This is a genomic window from Aminobacter sp. DSM 101952 (assembly GCF_001424795.1).
Taxonomy (GTDB): domain Bacteria; phylum Pseudomonadota; class Alphaproteobacteria; order Rhizobiales; family Rhizobiaceae; genus Aminobacter; species Aminobacter aganoensis.
On sequence record NZ_LMCL01000034.1, the window covers coordinates 169,599 to 186,988 of the forward strand.

Below are 17,390 nucleotides of genomic sequence, written 5' to 3' on the forward strand. Positions count from 1 at the left end.
GCGAGCGAGACGGGGTGGGGGTATGGCCGCCGCAGCCTCGTTGCTGTGAAAGCCTGCCTCTCGGCCCCCACCCCGCTCCGCTGCGCGGATCGACCCTCCCCACAAGGGGGAGGCCGCCGCAAGCGCGACGGCAAGGCGCTCGCACCTGCCGAGATCGCCGCCTTCGTCGCCGGCATCGCTTCGGGGACAGTCTCCGAAGGCCAGATCGCTGCCTTCGGCATGGCGGTCTTCTTCAACGGCATGAGCCGCGACGAGGCCGTGGCGCTGACCACGGCGATGCGCGATTCCGGTGACGTGCTCGACTGGTCCGACCTGCCCGGCCCCGTCACCGACAAGCATTCCACCGGCGGCGTCGGCGACAATGTCTCCTTGATGCTCGCCCCCATCGTCGCTGCCTGCGGCGCCTATGTGCCGATGATCTCCGGCCGTGGCCTCGGCCACACCGGCGGCACGCTCGACAAGATGGATTCGATCCCGGGTTATGTCAGCCAGCCCGACCTTGCGCTGTTCCGGCGCACGGTGCGCGAAGCCGGCTGCGCCATCATCGGCCAGACTTCTGATCTTGCCCCCGCCGACAAGCGTTTCTACGGTGTCCGCGACGTCACGGCGACGGTCGAATCGGTGCCGCTGATCACCGCCTCGATCCTGTCCAAGAAACTCGCCGCAGGCCTCGGCTCGCTGGTGCTCGACGTCAAGATCGGCAACGGCGCCTTCATGGAAAGCGCGCGTGACGCGTCTGCGCTGGCCACCAGCCTGGTCGAGGTCGCCAATGGCGCCGGCCTCAGGACCACGGCGCTCATCACCGGCATGAACGAGCCGCTGGCCTCCGCTGCCGGCAATGCCGTCGAGGTTCTCAACGCGGTCGATTTCCTCACCGGCCGCTTCCGCGACCCGCGTCTCGAAGAGGTCACGCTGGCGCTTGCCGCCGAGATGCTGGTCTCCGCCGGCCGTGCCGGCTCGCAACGCGACGGCCTCGCGCGGGCGCGCACCGCGCTCGACGACGGCACCGCCGCCGACATCTTCGGCCGCATGGTCTCGATCCTCGGCGGACCGTCCGACTTCGTGTCGAACCCGGTCAAGTATTTGCCAAAGGCAGAGGTGGAACTCGTGGTGAAGGCCCCGCACGGCGGCTTCGTATCAGCCATCGCCACCCGCGACATCGGCCTTGCCGTCGTCGCCCTCGGCGGCGGCCGCACCCGGCCCGAGGACAAGGTCGACCACGCGGTCGGCATCACCGCCCTGCTGCCGGTGGGCGCCGAGGTCGGCAAGGGGGAGCCGCTGGCGCTGGTCCACGCCCGCAACGCCGCCGATGCCGACGCAGCCGCAGCTTCGGTGCTTGCCGCCTACGCCATCGGCGAGGCGAAGCCTGCCCGTGCGAAGGTCGTGGTTCGGAAAATCGCGCCGCAGGATTGAGCGGCTTGCCGTGTCTGCACGTCAGCGGGAAGGCGAGCCTTGAAGGATGCGCTACTGCACCAGAAGCAGCGACCCGTCCTCGACCTGGTACTTCTTCAGCCGGGACAGGAAGCTCATGCCGATCAGCGTGCCTTCCAGCGCCTTGTCCTCGAGGACTACCACCGGCACGTCGTCGACGCTGATCCGCCCGATCTGCAGCCGGTCGATGCGCGCAATGGCGGCCTTGGCGATGCCGTTGGCGGTGTTGACCTCGCGGGTGAAGTCGCCGGCCGCGACCTTGACGCCGGCGCGGCGCGCCGTCGACAGGTTGATGGCAACCAGCGTCGCGCCGGTATCGACCATCGCGTCCACCTGCTTGCCGTTCAGCTTGAAGGTTGCGGTGAAATGGCCGCGCATGTCCTGGTCGATCACCACCCGGCGTCCGGCGGCCGAAGCGGTGGCGGCACTGACCTCGACCGGCCGTGGCGCATCCGCGCTGTTTTCGACAGCGGTCGAAAGCAACGATTGGCCGTGCTTCTCGTAAAGCGACGGCAGCGACGCCGATGCCGCGGCGAATACGCCGAAAATGATGATCTTGCGCAGCATGTGACGCCCTTTGTTCCGGGCGTCACGTTAGGCGGCGGATGGTGATCGCGGCTTTAACGGCCTCGGCCCAATGCCAAAGGCGGTAAACTGCCGGTTAAGCGCCTATTTCGTGCCGTACATGCGGTCGCCCGCGTCGCCCAGGCCGGGGATGATGTAGCCCTTGTCGTTGAGCTCGCGGTCGATCGAGGCGGTGAAGACGGGCACGTCGGGATGCGCCTTGGTAAAGCGCTCGATGCCCTCGGGCGAGGCCAGCAGGCACAGGAAGCGCAGATTGGTGGCGCCGCGACCCTTGAGCTTGTCGATGGCGGCAATCGCCGAATTGGCCGTCGCCAGCATCGGGTCGACGACGATCACCAGGCGATCGCCGAGATCGCTCGGCGCCTTGAAGAAATACTCCACCGCCTCCAACGTCTCGTGGTCGCGGTAGAGCCCGACATGGGCGACGCGCGCCGCCGGCACCAGGTCGAGCAGGCCTTCGAGCAGGCCGTTGCCGGCGCGCAGCACCGAGGCGAACACCAGCTTCTTGCCTTCCAGCGTCGGCGCTTCCATCGTCTCGATCGGCGTTTCGATCATCTTGGTGGTCAGTTCGAGGTCGCGCGTCACCTCATAGCCGAGCAGCAGCGAAATCTCGCGCAGCAGGCGGCGAAAGCCGGCGGTCGAGGTTTCCTTGTCGCGCATGATGGTCAGCTTGTGCTGGACAAGCGGATGGTCGACGACGGTAACGGTCATGGGTGTACGCTCCTGGAACTCGGGAAATTGACGCCATTCTATCGGCTGGCGCGCTGTCGACCAATGTCGCGCCAGCCTTGAACCACAGTTTTGTCGGTCGAAATTCAGCGTTTATGGCCGTCCAGCCGGGCCATCAGCGCCGATTTTGTCTTGCGGTCGACGAACGCCGCCTCGATCGCCGTGCGCGTCGTCGCCATCAGCGCCTTCTCGTCCATGCCGAAATGCTCGGCGGCGAGGTCGTATTCGCGCTTCAGGTTGGTCCAGAAATAGGGCGGATCGTCGGAGTTCAGCGTCACCTTGCAGCCGGCGTCGCGCAGCTTGCGGAACGGGTGCTCGCCAAAACTGTCGAAGACCTTCAGCGCGATGTTCGAGCCCGGGCAGATTTCGAGCACCACGCCCTCGTCGGCGATGCGCTTGACCAGGTCCGGGTTCTCGATGGCGCGCACGCCATGGCCGATGCGCGACGGGCGGATGTGGTCGAGCGCGGCCGCCACGCTTTCCCAGCCCAGCAGCTCACCGGCGTGGATGGTGATGCCCAGCCCTGCCTCGCGGGCGATCTCGAAGGCCCGCACATAGTCCTCGAAGTCGCCCATGCGCTCGTCGCCGGCCACACCGAAGCCGGTGACCAGCGGATGGTTGCACTTGGCCGCGAAGCGCGCCGCCGCCTCGATTGATTCGACGCCGACATGGCGCACGCCGGTGACGATCATGCGGCCTTCGATGCCGGTCTTGGCTTTTGCCCGTTCCATGCCTTCGCCGAGCGCATCGGTATAGGCCTTCGGCGACAGCCCGGCCTTGGTGGCGTGGTCGGGAGAGGTGAACACTTCCGAATAGATCGCGCCGTCGCGGGCGAGGCTCGTCAGATAGTGTTCCGACAGCCTGGCATAGTCCTCTTCGGTGCGGAAAAGGTCGGCGGCGAAGTCGTAGGCCGCAAGGAACGAGGTGAAGTCGTTCCAGACGAAGGCGCCGTTCTGGATGAAAGGTGAGACGTCCTTGCCGTATTTCTGCGCCTGGCGGATGACGAGTTCGGGTGCGGCCGCACCTTCTATGTGGCAGTGCAGCTCGGCTTTCAAAGGCATTCGTTGTTCCTTGTCTTGTCGGCGCGGGCGCGGCCTAAAACCGCGCCTCAAACAATAGCGCCGGCTGGTGTGATCGGCTATGGTCCCGCCGGATTTGATTGGACAACAAAATGTCAGAACAACGGACGACAGCCGTCGGCGGCATGGAAACTTCATACGGTTTCCGCAATGTCGGCGCGGGCGACAAGCAGGGCCTCGTCAACGAGGTCTTCCACAAGGTCGCCAACCGCTATGACGTGATGAACGACCTGATGTCGGGCGGGCTGCACCGGGTGTGGAAGGATGCCATGGTTGCCTGGCTCAATCCGCCGAAGCGCCCGGGCTGGAAGGTGCTCGACGTGGCCGGCGGCACCGGCGACGTTGCCTTCCGCATCATCGATGCCTCGCATGGCAATGCGCATGCCACCGTGCTCGACATCAATGGCTCGATGCTCGCCGTCGGCCGCGAGCGCGCCGAAAAGCGCGGCCTCGCCGGCAAGACCGATTTCGTCGAGGCCAACGCCGAAGAGCTGCCCTTCGCCGACGAGACCTTCGACGCCTACACGATCGCCTTCGGCATCCGCAACGTGCCGCGCATCGATGTCGCGCTGACGGAAGCCTGGCGCGTGCTGAAGCCGGGCGGCCGCCTGCTGGTCCTCGAATTCTCCGAAGTCGACATGCCGCTGCTCGACAAGGTCTATGAAGCCTGGTCGTTCAACGCCATTCCGCGCATCGGCCAGGCCGTCACCGGCGACGGCGAGCCCTACGCCTATCTCGTCGAGTCGATTCGCAAGTTTCCCAACCAGCAGAATTTTGCCGCGATGATCACCCGCGCCGGCTTCGATCGCGTCACCTTCCGCAATTACACCGGCGGCATCGCAGCGCTTCACTCGGGCTGGAAGCTTTGACGGACGCCGCGCGATGAGCAGTATCGGGGCGTCTTTCCGGCTCGCGCGCGCGGGCTGGGTTCTGGTGCGCGAAGGCGTGGTCGCGGCCTTGCCGGGCGACCAGCTGACCGGCCTGCCGAAATTCGGCTGGCGCGTCGCCAGGCTGCTGACCCGCCGGCGCGCGCTCAAGCGGGTGCGCAGCGATCGCCTCGCCAATGCCGTTGCCCGGCTTGGACCATCCTACGTCAAGCTCGGCCAGTTCCTGGCGACCCGCCCCGACGTCGTCGGCGACGACATCGCGCTCGACCTCGCTTTGCTTCAGGACAGCATGGCCACCTTCCCGATGTCGGAAGCCGTCGCCGCGATCGAGGACTCGCTCGGCCGCAAGGTCTCCGACCTCTATGTCAGCATCGACGCGCCGGTCGCCGCGGCTTCCATCGCCCAGGTCCACCCGGCCGAGGTCGCGACGCCCGACGGCCCGCGCAAGGTCGCGGTCAAGGTCATCCGCCCCGGCGTGCGCAAGCGCTTCTTCCAGGACCTCGAGAGCTACTTCCTCGCCGCCCGGCTGCAGGAGCGCTACGTCCCCTCGAGCCGTCGTCTGCGCCCGGTCGAGATCACCGAGACGATGGCCCAGACCACCAAGATCGAGATGGATTTCCGCCTCGAGGCCGCCGCCTATTCCGAGCTTGGCGAGAACACCCGCAACGATCCCGGCTTCCGCGTGCCAGCGGTCGACTGGGAGCGCACCGGCCGCGACGTGCTCACCATGGAGTGGATCGACGGCGTCAAGCTCAACGACATCGAAGGGCTTCGCGCCGCCGGCTACGACCTCAAGGCGATTGCCGCGACGCTCGTCCAGTCGTTCCTGCGCCACACTTTGCGCGACGGCTTCTTCCATGCCGACATGCACCCCGGCAACATGTTCGTCGACGCCAAGGGCGACATCGTTGCCGTCGATCTCGGCATTTCGGGCCGGCTCGGCAAGAAGGAACAGCGCTTCCTCGCCGAGATTCTCTACGGCTTCATCACCCGCAACTACATGCGTGTCGCCGAGGTGCATTTCGAGGCCGGTTACGTGCCGCGCCATCACAATGTCGCGGCCTTCGCCCAGGCGATCCGCGCCATCGGCGAGCCGATCCATGGCCAGCCGGCCGAAACGATCTCGATGGCCAAGCTTCTGACGCTGCTGTTCGAGGTCACCGAACTGTTCGACATGGAGACGCGGCCCGAGCTGGTGCTGCTGCAGAAGACTATGGTCGTGGTCGAGGGCGTCGCCCGCACGCTCGATCCGGCCTTCAACATGTGGAAGACCGCCGAGCCGGTCGTCGGTCACTGGATCGCCGGAAATCTCGGTCCGCAGGGGCTGCTGATCGACGCCCGCGACGGCCTCGGCGCGCTGATGTCGCTGGTCCGTCAGGCGCCCGATCTCGCCGCCCGCACCGAACGCCTGTCGCGCCAGATCGATGCCATGGCCGAAAACGGCCTGCGCTTCGACGAGGCGACCGCGCGCGCCATCGGCAAGGCCGAGGCGCGGCACACCCGCTCCGGCCGCATCGCGCTCTGGGTCATTGCGCTGACGCTGGTCTACATCGCCTGGGAATTGCTCTGAGCGGACCGGTGGTTTGACGCAAATGCTGTCAATGACTACATTGCTGTCAATGACAGCATGGAGGCGTACATGGCTACCCTCACCATCAGGAACGTGCCCGAAGATGTGAAGCAGGCCCTGCGCGTGAAGGCGGCGCAGAGCGGCAACTCGCTTGAGGAGGCGCTTCGCCAGATCCTGGCGGATGAGGTGGCAGCGCCACATGCGGCCGCATCCCGTATCAACGCCGAAGAGATCATGCGTCGCGCCGCAGAGCTAGAGTCCGACGAGCCGACCGACAGCCGTTACAAGTACTACTCGCAGAAGGAACTGAGCGATGCGATCAGTGGCGAGTATGAGGGCTTGTAATGGTCATTGACACGTCAGCTGTCGTGGCCATCGCTCGCCGCGAGCCCGAAGCTTTGGCATTCGCCAGCATGTTGGCGCAGACGCCGGGCAAGTTGATGGCAGTGCCCACTTATCTGGAATGCGTCTTCGTCCTTGCGGGCGTCGCGCCAACAAAAGGGCTGTCTTTTCTGCAAGGGCTGGTGTCCGACACGCTGATCACGCTGGTCCCATTCGGCGAGCAGGAACTGGAAGCTGCCATTGCGGCGCGGGTGAAGTTCAGCCGGGGTTCCGGGCACGCCGCGAAGCTCAATTTCGGCGACTGCTTCGCCTACGCGCTGGCAAAAACCCGAAACGTCCCGCTGCTGTTCAAGGGCGACGATTTCATCCATACCGACATCGAGCCGGCGCTGAAGCCGGCCTGAGGGCCAAGCATGTTCCTTTCCGGCAAGCGCATCCTGCTCATCATCGGCGGCGGCATCGCGGCCTACAAGTCGCTCGACCTGATCCGCCGCCTGCGCGAGCGTGGTGCCACGGTGCGGGCTGTCATGACCTCGGCCGCCCAGGAATTCGTAACCCCGCTGTCGGTCGGCGCGCTCACCGCAGATCATGTCTTCACCGACCTCTTCGACCGCCAGGACGAGCAGGATGTCGGTCACATCAGGCTGTCGCGCGAGGCCGACCTGATCGTCGTCGCTCCCGCCACCGCCGACCTCATGGCCAAGCTTGCCAACGGCCATGCCAACGACCTCGCCTCCGCCGTGCTGCTTGCCACCGACAAGAAGGTGCTCATGGCGCCGGCCATGAACCCGCGCATGTGGGCCAACCCGGCGACGCGCCGCAACCGCGCCACCCTGGAAAAGGACGGCATCCACTTCATCGGCCCGATGAAGGGCGAGATGGCAGAGAGCAACGAGGCCGGCGAAGGCCGCATGGCTGAGCCGCTGCAGATCGTCGGTGCGATCGAGGAATTGCTCGACGCCCGGCCGAAGCCGCTGTCGGGCCGCAAGATCATCGTCACCTCGGGCCCGACGCACGAGCCCATCGACCCGGTGCGCTACATCGCCAACCGCTCGTCGGGCAAGCAGGGCCATTCGCTTGCGGCGGCACTGGCAAGGCTCGGCGCCGACGTCCGCCTCGTCTCCGGCCCGGTCACGATTGCCGATCCCGCCGGGGTGAAGACCGTCCATGTCGAGAGCGCACGCGAGATGCGCGACGCGGTAGAACAGCTGCTTCCCGCCGATGCCGCCGTCTTCGTCGCCGCCGTCGCCGACTGGCGCACGGCCGCTTCCGCCGGCGAGAAAATCAAGAAGGTGGCGGGCGAGGGGCCGCCGGCTCTGCAGATGATCGAGAACCCCGACATCCTCGCCGGCGTCGGCCATCACGCCAGGCGCCCCTTTCTGGTCGTCGGTTTTGCTGCCGAAACACAGGACGTGCTCAAGAACGCCCAGGCCAAGCTCGCCAGGAAGGGCGCCGACTTCATCGTCGCCAACGATGTCAGCCACGAGGGCGGCGTCATGGGCGGCGACCGCAACCGCGTGAAGATCGTGAGCAAATCAGGCGTCGAGGAATGGCCTGACCTGCCCAAGGAAGAGGTCGCAGAGCGGCTTGCCCAGCTGATCGCCGAGAAGCTCCGGACGGTCACAGCCTGATCCCACATTCGCCGTCTCGCCGATGCGAACATAGTGTTCACTCCGCAGGGACTAGGCCGCCTCGCCCGCGCGTGCGAGGGGAGGGCCACCCACATTGGAGTTCCCTTCGACATGAAGCTTTTCTACATGCCCGGCGCCTGCTCGCTGGCCCCGCACATCGTCGCCAGCGAAGTCGGCATCGACCTCGAGCTCGTCAAGGTCGACGGCAAGACCAAGACCACCGAGGCCCAGCAGGACTTCCTCGCCACCAACCCCAACGGCTACGTGCCGGCGCTGGTCCTCGGCGACGGCGAGCTGATGACCGAATCCTCCGTCCTGGTGCAGTACCTCGCCGACCAGAAGCCCGAGAGCGGCCTGATGCCCAAGGCTGGCGACATGGCGCGTTACCGCGTCCAGCAGTGGCTGGCCTTCGTCGCCACCGAACTGCACAAGGTCTTCGGCGCCTTCTTCAAGCCCAACACGCCCGAGGCCACCAAGGAGATCAACCGCGACCTGCTCGCAAAGCGCCTCGCTTATGTCGACAGCAAGCTCGAAGGCCGCTCCTACCTGATGGGCGATGTCTTCACCGCCGCCGACGCCTATCTCTGGACCATCCTCGGCTGGGCAAAACATGTCGGCATCGACCTGTCCTCCTTCGCCAACATCCAGCGCTATCTCGGCACCGTGGCGGCCCGCCCGGCAGTGCAGAAGGCCCTGCGCGCCGAAGGCCTGGCCTGATCGCCGGCTAACTTACCGCTGCCTCGGCAGCCTTATATCTGACGACAAGACGGCCCTTCGGCACCCGCCCGAGGGCCGTTTTCTTTATGCAATTCCTATTTCTTTGCCCGGGCCGCTCTCTCGAACCTTAATGCGGTTCTGCCCCAGATTCCTCCCTGACATCGACAGTTCTGCCGACGACGCCCGCACCGCTGGCGTCGTCGTGTCGTGCATCGATCCAACGCCCGCCCCCCGGGACGATTTCAGGAAAGGACCACGGAGATGGACATCTTCGTACTCGCCATCGGCGCCGTCTTCTTCGCCATGTGCTTCGCCTACGTCAAAGCCTGCGACATCCTCTGAGCACCGGCCCGAAAATCGCAAACGATTTTCAGGAAGCACGATGCGCAAATTCAACAAATGAGAGCGTCCGATGTTGTTCGACTACATTCTCGCCGGCGGGGTTACCGTGTTCCTGCTCGCCTACCTGACCTACGCGCTCATCCGCCCCGAACGGTTCTGAAGACCGTCCCGCGCATGTTCGGAAAGCTATTCTCATGACCATCAATGGCTGGCTACAGATCCTCGTCTTTTGCGGGGTCATCGTTCTGCTCGTGAAGCCGCTCGGCGGCTACATGTACCGCGTATTCAGCGGCGAGCGCACCTTCCTCACCCCCGTCCTCGGCCCGGTCGAGCGCCTGCTCTACGGCCTCGCCGGCACCAGCGAGCGCGAGGACCAGCACTGGACCGCCTATGCCGCGGCCATGCTGGCCTTCAACATCGCCGGCTTCCTGCTGCTTTATGCGCTGCAGCGTTTCCAGGGCTCGCTGCCGTTCAACCCTGCCGGCATGTCCGCCGTGCCCGCCGAGCTGTCCTTCAACACCGCCGTCAGCTTCGTCGCCAACACCAACTGGCAGAATTATGGCGGCGAAAGCACCATGTCCTACCTGGTGCAGATGGCCGGCCTGACGGTGCAGAACTTCGTCTCCGCCGCCACTGGCATCGCCATCGGCATGGCGCTGATCCGCGGCTTCGCCCGCGCCTCGGGCAAGTCGATCGGCAATTTCTGGGTCGATCTCGTCAGGGCCACGCTCTACGTGCTCTTGCCGCTCTGCGTCGCACTCACGCTCGCTTATGTCTGGCTCGGCGTGCCGCAGACCATCGGCGCCTATGTCACCGCCACCACGGTCGAGGGTGCCGAGCAGACCATCGCGCTCGGGCCGGTCGCCTCGCAGCTCGCCATCAAGATGCTCGGCACCAATGGCGGCGGCTTCTTCAACGCCAACTCGGCGCATCCGTTCGAAAACCCCGACGCCATCTCCAACTTCCTCCAGATGGTCTCGATCTTCGCGCTGGGCGCTGCCTTCACCAACGTCTTCGGCCGCATGGTCGGCAACCAGCGTCAGGGCTGGGCGATCTTCGCCACCATGGGCATCCTGTTCGTCGCCGGCGTTGCCGTCACCTACTGGGCCGAGGCTGCCGGCAACCCGCTGGTTCATGCGCTCGGCATCGACGGCGGCAACATGGAAGGCAAGGAAGTCCGCTTCGGCATCGTCTTGTCGTCGCTCTTCGCCGTCGTCACCACCGCTGCCTCCTGTGGCGCCGTCAACGCCATGCACGGCTCGTTCACCGCACTTGGCGGCATGATCCCGCTCATCAACATGGAGCTCGGCGAAGTCATCGTCGGCGGCGTCGGCGCCGGCTTCTACGGCATCCTGATGTTCGTCGTCATCGCCATCTTCGTCGCCGGCCTGATGGTCGGCCGCACGCCCGAATATCTCGGCAAGAAGATCGAGGCCAAGGAGGTCAAGATGGCCGTGCTCGCCATCCTGTGCCTGCCGCTCGCCATGCTCGGCTTCACCGCCATCGCTGTGCTGATCCCGAGTGCGGTGGCATCCGTCGGCACGCCCGGCCCGCACGGCTTTTCGGAGATCCTCTATGCCTACACCTCGGGTGCCGCCAACAACGGCTCGGCCTTCGGCGGCCTCACCGGCAACACGCCCTGGTACAACATCACCATCGGCCTCGCCATGCTGATGGGCCGCTTCCTGGTCATCATCCCGGCGCTTGCCATCGCCGGCTCGCTGGTCACCAAGAAGACCGTCCCCGCCTCGGCCGGCACCTTCCCGACCGACAGTGCGCTGTTCGTCGGCCTGCTTGCCGGCGTCATCCTGATCGTCGGCGGCCTGACCTTCTTCCCGGCGCTCGCCGTCGGCCCGATCGTCGAGCACCTCGCCATGATCGTCGGCCAGACCTTCTGATGCGCAAACCGAAAGAACCGGAGTCTCTCGCATGAGTACCCACAAATCCGCGAGCCTGCTCGACGCTCGCATCCTTCTCCCGGCGATCGGCGATGCCTTCAGGAAGCTCGACCCGCGCAGCTTGGCCCGGAACCCCGTCATGTTCGTCGTCGCCGTCGTCACGGCGCTGACATCAGTGCTGTTCGTCAAGGACCTGATATCGGGGGCGGACGGCCTCGGCTTCTCGTTCCAGATCATCCTGTGGCTCTGGTTCACAGTACTGTTCGCCAACTTCGCCGAAGCCGTCGCCGAAGGTCGCGGCAAGGCCCAGGCCGACTCGCTGCGCAAGGCGCGCACCGAAACCCAGGCCAAGCTGCTCGACGGCGATGGACGCACCGCCTGGAAGCTGGTGCCCGGCACCAGCCTCAAGGTCGGCCAGGTCGTCCTCGTCGAGGCCGGCGACATCATCCCCTCCGATGGCGAGGTCATCGAGGGCGTCGCCTCGGTCAACGAGGCGGCCATCACCGGCGAATCAGCGCCCGTCATCCGCGAGTCCGGCGGCGACCGTTCGGCCGTCACCGGCGGCACCCAGGTGCTGTCCGACTGGATCCGCGTGCGCATCACCGCCGCTGCCGGCTCGACCTTCCTCGACCGCATGATCTCGCTGGTCGAGGGCGCCGAGCGCCAGAAGACGCCCAACGAGATCGCGCTCAACATCCTGCTCGCCGGCATGACGCTGATCTTCGTCCTTGCCGTCGCCACCATCCCGAGCTTCGCCACCTATGCAGGCGGCTACATCCCGGTCATCGTGCTGGTCGCGCTGTTCGTGACGCTGATCCCCACCACCATCGGCGCGCTGCTCTCGGCCATCGGCATAGCCGGCATGGACCGTCTCGTCCGCTTCAACGTGCTCGCCATGTCCGGCCGCGCCGTGGAAGCCGCCGGCGACGTCGACACTCTGCTGCTCGACAAGACCGGCACGATCACGCTCGGCAACCGCCAGGCGACCGAGTTCCGCCCGGTCAAGGGCGTGTCCGAGCAGGAACTGGCCGACGCTGCCCAGCTCGCTTCTCTCGCCGACGAGACGCCGGAAGGCCGCTCGATCGTCGTGCTTGCCAAGGAGCGCTACGGCATCCGCGCCCGCGACATGGGCTCGCTGCATGCCCACTTCGTGCCCTTCACCGCCCAGAGCCGGATGAGCGGCGTCGATTTCGACGGCTCCTCCATCCGCAAGGGCGCGGTCGATTCGGTGCTTGCCCATGTCCGGTCGATCGCCGCCTCCGCCTCGGGCACCCCAGCCGACAGCGAGGCCGTGCGCAGCATCCAGCAGATCTCCGACGAGATCGCCAAGCTCGGCGGCACCCCGCTGGCGGTTGTCCGCGACGCCCGCCTGCTCGGCGTCGTCTACCTCAAGGACATCGTTAAGGGCGGCATCAAGGAGCGCTTCACCGAGCTGCGCCGCATGGGCATCCGCACCGTCATGATCACCGGCGACAACCCGATGACGGCAGCCGCCATCGCGGCCGAAGCCGGCGTCGACGACTTCCTCGCCCAGGCGACGCCGGAGAACAAGCTGGCGCTGATCCGCGAGGAGCAGGCCAAGGGCAAGCTGGTGGCGATGTGCGGCGACGGCACCAACGACGCCCCCGCACTCGCCCAGGCCGATGTCGGCGTCGCCATGAACACCGGCACCGTCGCCGCCCGCGAGGCCGGCAACATGGTCGACCTCGACTCGGATCCCACCAAGCTCATCGAGATCGTCGAGATCGGCAAGCAATTGCTGATGACCCGCGGCGCGCTCACCACCTTCTCCATCGCCAACGACATCGCCAAGTATTTCGCCATCATCCCGGCGATGTTCCTCGCCTTCTACCCGCAGCTCGGCGCCCTCAACATCATGGGCCTTGCCACCCCGCAAAGCGCCATCCTGTCGGCCATCATCTTCAACGCGCTGATCATCGTGGCCCTCATCCCGCTGTCGCTGCGCGGCGTGAAGTATCGCGCTGTCGGTGCTGCCTCGCTGCTCCGCCGCAACATGCTGGTCTACGGCCTCGGCGGCATCGTCGTGCCCTTCATCGGCATCAAGGCCATCGACATGGCGATCACCGCCATCGGCCTCGCATAAGGACGACTTCCATGTTGAAGCAATTACGACCCGCACTCGTCATGATCGCAGCGCTCACCGTCATCACCGGCCTTGCCTATCCGCTTGGCATGACCGGCATCACCCAGGTGCTGTTCCCCAGGCAGGCCAATGGCAGCCTGGTCGAGAAGGACGGCAAGGTCATCGGCTCTGAGCTGATCGGCCAGGCCTTCACCGGCGACCGCTATTTCCACGGCCGCCCCTCGGCCGCCGGCGACGGCTACAACGCTGCAGCCTCCTCCGGCTCCAACCTCGGTCCGACCAGCGCCAAGCTGATCGACCGCATCAAGTCCGAGGCAGAATCCCTGAAGCAGACCGATCCCGGTGCACCGGTGCCGATGGAACTGGTCACCGCCTCTGGCAGCGGCCTCGACCCGCATCTGTCGCCCGAGGCCGCCTACTTCCAGGTCGCCCGCGTGGCCAAGGCGCGTGCCGCCGACGAGGCCTTTGTCCGCAAGCTCGTCGACAGCCACGTCGAGGCGCGCGAGCTCGGCTTCATGGGCGAGCCGGTGGTCAATGTGCTCAAGTTGAATTTGGCACTCGACGCTGCGATTGCACCCTGACAAGGTCGCGCCGGAGTTCTAACACCTGTCAGAACTCCGGCGCGCCGAGCGACACGAAGAACAGATGCCAGACGATCTCAGGGACAAGGAAGCCAGGCCTTCGCCGGACGCGCTGCTCGAAACCGCAGAGCGCGAGGGGCGTGGCCGCCTGAAGATCTTCCTCGGCGCAGCCCCCGGCGTCGGCAAGACCTACGAGATGCTGATGTCGGGCCGCGCCCGGCTCGCCGACGGCACCGACGTCGTCATCGGTGTGGTCGAGACCCATGGCCGCCGCGAGACCCAGGCGCTGGTCGAGGGTTTCGAGGTCGTCCCGCGCAAGGCGGTCGACTACAAGGGCCGCACGCTCGACGAGATGGACCTCGACGCCATCATCGCCCGCCGCCCCAAGCTGGTGCTGGTCGACGAACTGGCCCACACCAACGCCCCGGGCAGCCGCCACCCCAAGCGTTATCTCGACGTCCAGGAACTGCTGACCCAAGGCATCGACGTCTACACCACGCTCAACATCCAGCATGTCGAGAGCCTCAACGACATCGTTGCCCAGATCACGCGCATCACCGTGCGCGAGACGGTGCCGGACCTGATCATCGACCGCGCCGACGACGTCGAGATCATCGATCTCACGCCCGACGACCTGATCAAGCGCCTGCACGAAGGTAAGGTCTATGTGCCGACCACGGCGCGCCGCGCCATCGAGAACTACTTCTCGCCCGGCAACCTGACCGCACTTCGCGAGCTTGCCTTGCGCCGCACCGCCCAGCGTGTCGACGAGCAGCTGCTCACCCACATGCAGGCCCATGCCATCGAGGGGCCGTGGGCCGCCGGCGACCGGGTGCTGGTCGCCGTCGACGAGCATCCGCGCAGCGCCTCGCTGGTCCGCTTCGCCCGCCGCCAGGCCGATCGGCTGCGCTGCCCCTGGGCAGCACTCCATGTCGAGACCTCGCGCTCGGCCAATCTCGGCGACGCCGACAAGGACCGGCTCGCCGCCACCATGCGGCTGGCCGAACAGCTCGGCGGCGAGGCCGTCACCATTCCCGGCCAGGCGGTGGCCGAAGACATCGTTCGCCACGCCGGCACCCACAACTTCACCCACATCGTCGTCGGCAAGCCGTCCAAGTCGCGCTGGCGCGAGCTGTTCGAGGGCTCAGTCACCCACGACCTGATCCGCCAGGCCGGCAACATCTCGGTCCACGTCACCTCGGGCACCGAGCAGGATGCGGCACTGGCTTCGCAAGGCGTCAAGACCGCCGCCCAGCGTCGCCGCTTCGACCTGTGGCCCTATTTCACCGCCACGCTGCATGTCGTCGGCGCGCTCGCCGTCGGCTTCCTGCTCGACCAGTTCCTCGACGTCCGCTCCATCGCCCTCGTCTTCCTGATGGCGGTGCTGACGTCAGCGGTAACGCTCGGCCTGTGGCCGGCCCTGTTTGCCTCGCTGCTCAGTGCCGGCACCTACAATTTCTTCTTCCTGACGCCGCTCTACACGCTCGACATCTCCGATCCAGAGAGCGTCGTTGCGTTCCTGTTCTTCCTCGTCGTCGCGGTCATCGCCTCCAACCTCACCGGCCGCGTCCAGCGTCAGGCCGCCGCGGCGCGCGAGCGCGCCCGCATGACCGAGGACCTTTATCTGTTCGCCAAGAAGCTTGCCGGCACCGGCACGCTCGACGATGTGCTCTGGGCCACAGCCTTCCAGATCGCCTCGATGCTCAAGGTCCGTGTCGTGCTGCTCTTGCCTGAGGATGGCAGCATCGCCGTCAAGGCCGGCTATCCGCCCGACGACACGCTTGCCGACGCCGACATCGCCGCCGCCAAATGGGCCTGGGAGCACAACCGCGCCGCCGGCCGTGGCGCCGACACGCTGCCCGGCGCCCGGCGCCTCTATCTGCCGCTGCGCACCGGCCGCATGGCCGTCGGTGTCGTCGGTCTTGACAATGACCGCCAGGGACCGATCCTGACACCCGAGCAGCAGCGCCTCTTCGACGCGCTGGCCGACCAGGCGGCGGTCGCCATCGAACGCATCCAGCTCGTCGCCGACGTCGACCGTGCCAGGCTCGCCGTCGAGGCCGACCGGCTGCGCTCGGCGCTGCTCACCTCGATCTCTCACGACCTCAAGACGCCGCTCGCCGGCATCATGGGCGCGGCGGGCGCGTTGCGCGAATTCGGCGGTTCATTGCCGGAGGAGGGCAGAGTGGAGCTGGTCTCGACCGTGGTCGACGAGTCCGAGCGGCTCAACCGCTTCATCGCCAATCTGCTCGACATGACCAAGCTCGAATCGGGCGCGATGGAGCCCAACTACGCACTGCATTATGCCGGCGACTTCGTCGGCTCGGCCCTGCGTCGGGCCGCCAAGATCACTGCCCTTCATAGGACCGAAATCGACATGCCGGCCGACCTGCCGATGCTGAAGGTCGATCCCGTCCTGTTCGAGCAGGTGCTGTTCAACCTGCTCGACAACGCCGCCAAATACGCCCCCGAAGGCTCGCTGGTCCGCATCCGCGGCTGGCTCGACCACGGCTCGGTGGTGCTGCAGGTCATGGACGAAGGCCTTGGCATTCCGCAGGCCGATCTGGAACGGATCTTCGACACGTTCTATCGCGTGCGCAAGGGCGACCATGTCCGCGCCGGCACCGGCCTCGGCCTGTCGATCTGCCGTGGCTTCGTCGAGGCCATGGGCGGCACCATCGTCGCTTCCAACCGGACGGACCGGCCGGGCGCCGTGTTCACCATCACCATGCCGGTGCCGCCGGAGGCATCGAAACTTCAGGGATTGGCATGAGCACGTCAGCAGTGAAGATCCTCGTCGTCGACGACGAGCCGCCGATCCGCAAGCTCTTGCGCGTCGGCCTCGGCACCCAGGACTACACCGTCATCGAGGCACCGGCGGCGAAGCCGGCATTGGTCATTGCCAGGGCGGAAAAACCCGACCTGATCCTGCTCGACCTTGGCCTGCCCGACATGGGCGGCCACGACCTGCTCGCCGCCTGGCGGGAGGAAGGGCTTGCGGTGCCGGTCATCATCCTGTCCAGCCGCACCGACGAGGCCGGCATCGTCAAGGCTTTGGAGCTTGGCGCCGACGACTACGTGACCAAACCCTTCGGCATGAACGAGCTGATCGCCCGCATCCGCACCGCGCTCCGCCATCGCCTGCAGCAGCAGGGCGAAAAGCCGGTGTTCCAGACCGGCGAGCTGTCGGTCGACCTGGTCAAGCGCATCGTCAGGGTCGCCGGGCAGGAGGTGAAGCTGTCGCCCAAGGAATACGACATCCTGCGCGCCCTGGTGCAGCACGCCGGCAAGGTGCTCACCCACCGCTTCCTGCTCGAGCATGTCTGGGGCGGCTCGGCCGACGTGCAATATCTCCGCGTCTATGTCCGCCAGCTCCGCCAGAAGATCGAGAAGACCCCCGACGAGCCGCAATACATCACCACCGAAACCGGCGTCGGCTACCGCCTGCGAGAAGCCGATTAGAGCGGTCCCGCAGAGGCGCTGGCCGCCTCCGC

16 protein-coding genes are annotated in these 17,390 nt (G+C 66.3%); 13 read left to right on the plus strand and 3 right to left on the minus strand.

Going from position 1 to position 17,390, the window contains the following annotated elements; genetic code table 11:
* The first annotated feature begins 45 nt into the window (after positions 1–45).
* Entirely contained in the window at positions 46–1,413 is a 1,368-nt protein-coding gene (gene deoA, locus ASC75_RS23765) for a thymidine phosphorylase (protein ID WP_055981530.1), read from the plus strand.
* A 51-nt stretch (positions 1,414–1,464) separates the two neighbouring features.
* On the opposite strand, the gene ASC75_RS23770 is transcribed toward deoA, so the two are convergent.
* The 3 genes from ASC75_RS23770 to ASC75_RS23780 all read right to left on the minus strand — a co-directional run bounded on the left by ASC75_RS23770 (position 1,465) and on the right by ASC75_RS23780 (position 3,806).
* Positions 1,465–1,998, minus strand: a complete 534-nt coding sequence (locus tag ASC75_RS23770; RefSeq protein ID WP_055981533.1) for a TIGR02281 family clan AA aspartic protease — start codon at positions 1,996–1,998, stop codon at positions 1,465–1,467.
* Between the two features lie 102 nt (positions 1,999–2,100).
* Positions 2,101–2,727: a uracil phosphoribosyltransferase gene (gene upp / locus ASC75_RS23775; RefSeq protein WP_055981536.1), complete on the minus strand. Its 627-nt coding sequence runs from the start codon at positions 2,725–2,727 to the stop codon at positions 2,101–2,103.
* A gap of 104 nt (positions 2,728–2,831) precedes the next feature.
* Positions 2,832–3,806 carry an adenosine deaminase gene (locus tag ASC75_RS23780; protein WP_055981539.1) on the minus strand — a complete coding sequence of 325 codons (975 nt, stop codon included), beginning with the start codon at positions 3,804–3,806 and terminating at the stop codon, positions 2,832–2,834.
* A 110-nt stretch (positions 3,807–3,916) separates the two neighbouring features.
* On the opposite strand from ASC75_RS23780, the gene ubiE reads away from it, so the two are divergent.
* The 12 genes from ubiE (at position 3,917) to ASC75_RS23840 (ending at position 17,358) form a co-directional block, all read left to right on the plus strand.
* The gene (gene ubiE / locus ASC75_RS23785; protein WP_055981730.1) at positions 3,917–4,693 is read left to right on the plus strand and encodes a bifunctional demethylmenaquinone methyltransferase/2-methoxy-6-polyprenyl-1,4-benzoquinol methylase UbiE; all 777 of its coding nucleotides are present in this window, start codon (positions 3,917–3,919) and stop codon (positions 4,691–4,693) included.
* A 13-nt stretch (positions 4,694–4,706) separates the two neighbouring features.
* Positions 4,707–6,281, plus strand: a complete 1,575-nt coding sequence (ubiB, locus tag ASC75_RS23790) for a 2-polyprenylphenol 6-hydroxylase (RefSeq protein ID WP_055981541.1) — start codon at positions 4,707–4,709, stop codon at positions 6,279–6,281.
* A 69-nt stretch (positions 6,282–6,350) separates the two neighbouring features.
* A complete protein-coding gene (locus tag ASC75_RS23795) occupies positions 6,351–6,626 on the plus strand; it encodes a hypothetical protein (protein ID WP_156381377.1) in 276 nt (91 codons plus the stop codon).
* Positions 6,626–7,027 carry a type II toxin-antitoxin system VapC family toxin gene (locus ASC75_RS23800; protein ID WP_055981547.1) on the plus strand — a complete coding sequence of 134 codons (402 nt, stop codon included), beginning with the start codon at positions 6,626–6,628 and terminating at the stop codon, positions 7,025–7,027. The genes ASC75_RS23795 and ASC75_RS23800 overlap by 1 nt, the downstream gene beginning before the upstream one ends.
* A gap of 9 nt (positions 7,028–7,036) precedes the next feature.
* Positions 7,037–8,254, plus strand: a complete 1,218-nt coding sequence (gene coaBC / locus ASC75_RS23805; RefSeq protein WP_055981550.1) for a bifunctional phosphopantothenoylcysteine decarboxylase/phosphopantothenate--cysteine ligase CoaBC — start codon at positions 7,037–7,039, stop codon at positions 8,252–8,254.
* 111 nt (positions 8,255–8,365) lie between these two features.
* On the plus strand, positions 8,366–8,971 hold the full coding sequence (gene gstA / locus ASC75_RS23810) for a glutathione transferase GstA (protein WP_055981553.1): 606 nt from the start codon (positions 8,366–8,368) through the stop codon (positions 8,969–8,971).
* A gap of 412 nt (positions 8,972–9,383) precedes the next feature.
* On the plus strand, positions 9,384–9,473 hold the full coding sequence (gene kdpF / locus ASC75_RS23815; RefSeq protein ID WP_055981556.1) for a K(+)-transporting ATPase subunit F: 90 nt from the start codon (positions 9,384–9,386) through the stop codon (positions 9,471–9,473).
* 34 nt (positions 9,474–9,507) lie between these two features.
* Positions 9,508–11,211 (plus strand): potassium-transporting ATPase subunit KdpA, encoded by a 1,704-nt coding sequence (gene kdpA, locus ASC75_RS23820; RefSeq protein WP_055981559.1) that lies wholly within the window; start codon positions 9,508–9,510, stop codon positions 11,209–11,211.
* A 31-nt stretch (positions 11,212–11,242) separates the two neighbouring features.
* Positions 11,243–13,315 carry a potassium-transporting ATPase subunit KdpB gene (gene kdpB / locus ASC75_RS23825; protein ID WP_055981562.1) on the plus strand — a complete coding sequence of 691 codons (2,073 nt, stop codon included), beginning with the start codon at positions 11,243–11,245 and terminating at the stop codon, positions 13,313–13,315.
* Positions 13,316–13,326: 11 nt separating this feature from the next.
* On the plus strand, positions 13,327–13,896 hold the full coding sequence (gene kdpC, locus ASC75_RS23830; protein ID WP_055981565.1) for a potassium-transporting ATPase subunit KdpC: 570 nt from the start codon (positions 13,327–13,329) through the stop codon (positions 13,894–13,896).
* Positions 13,897–13,960: 64 nt separating this feature from the next.
* The gene (locus tag ASC75_RS23835; RefSeq protein ID WP_055981568.1) at positions 13,961–16,669 is read left to right on the plus strand and encodes a sensor histidine kinase KdpD; all 2,709 of its coding nucleotides are present in this window, start codon (positions 13,961–13,963) and stop codon (positions 16,667–16,669) included.
* Positions 16,666–17,358 (plus strand): response regulator transcription factor, encoded by a 693-nt coding sequence (locus ASC75_RS23840; protein ID WP_055981571.1) that lies wholly within the window; start codon positions 16,666–16,668, stop codon positions 17,356–17,358. The genes ASC75_RS23835 and ASC75_RS23840 overlap by 4 nt, the downstream gene beginning before the upstream one ends.
* The last annotated feature ends 32 nt before the right edge of the window (positions 17,359–17,390 follow it).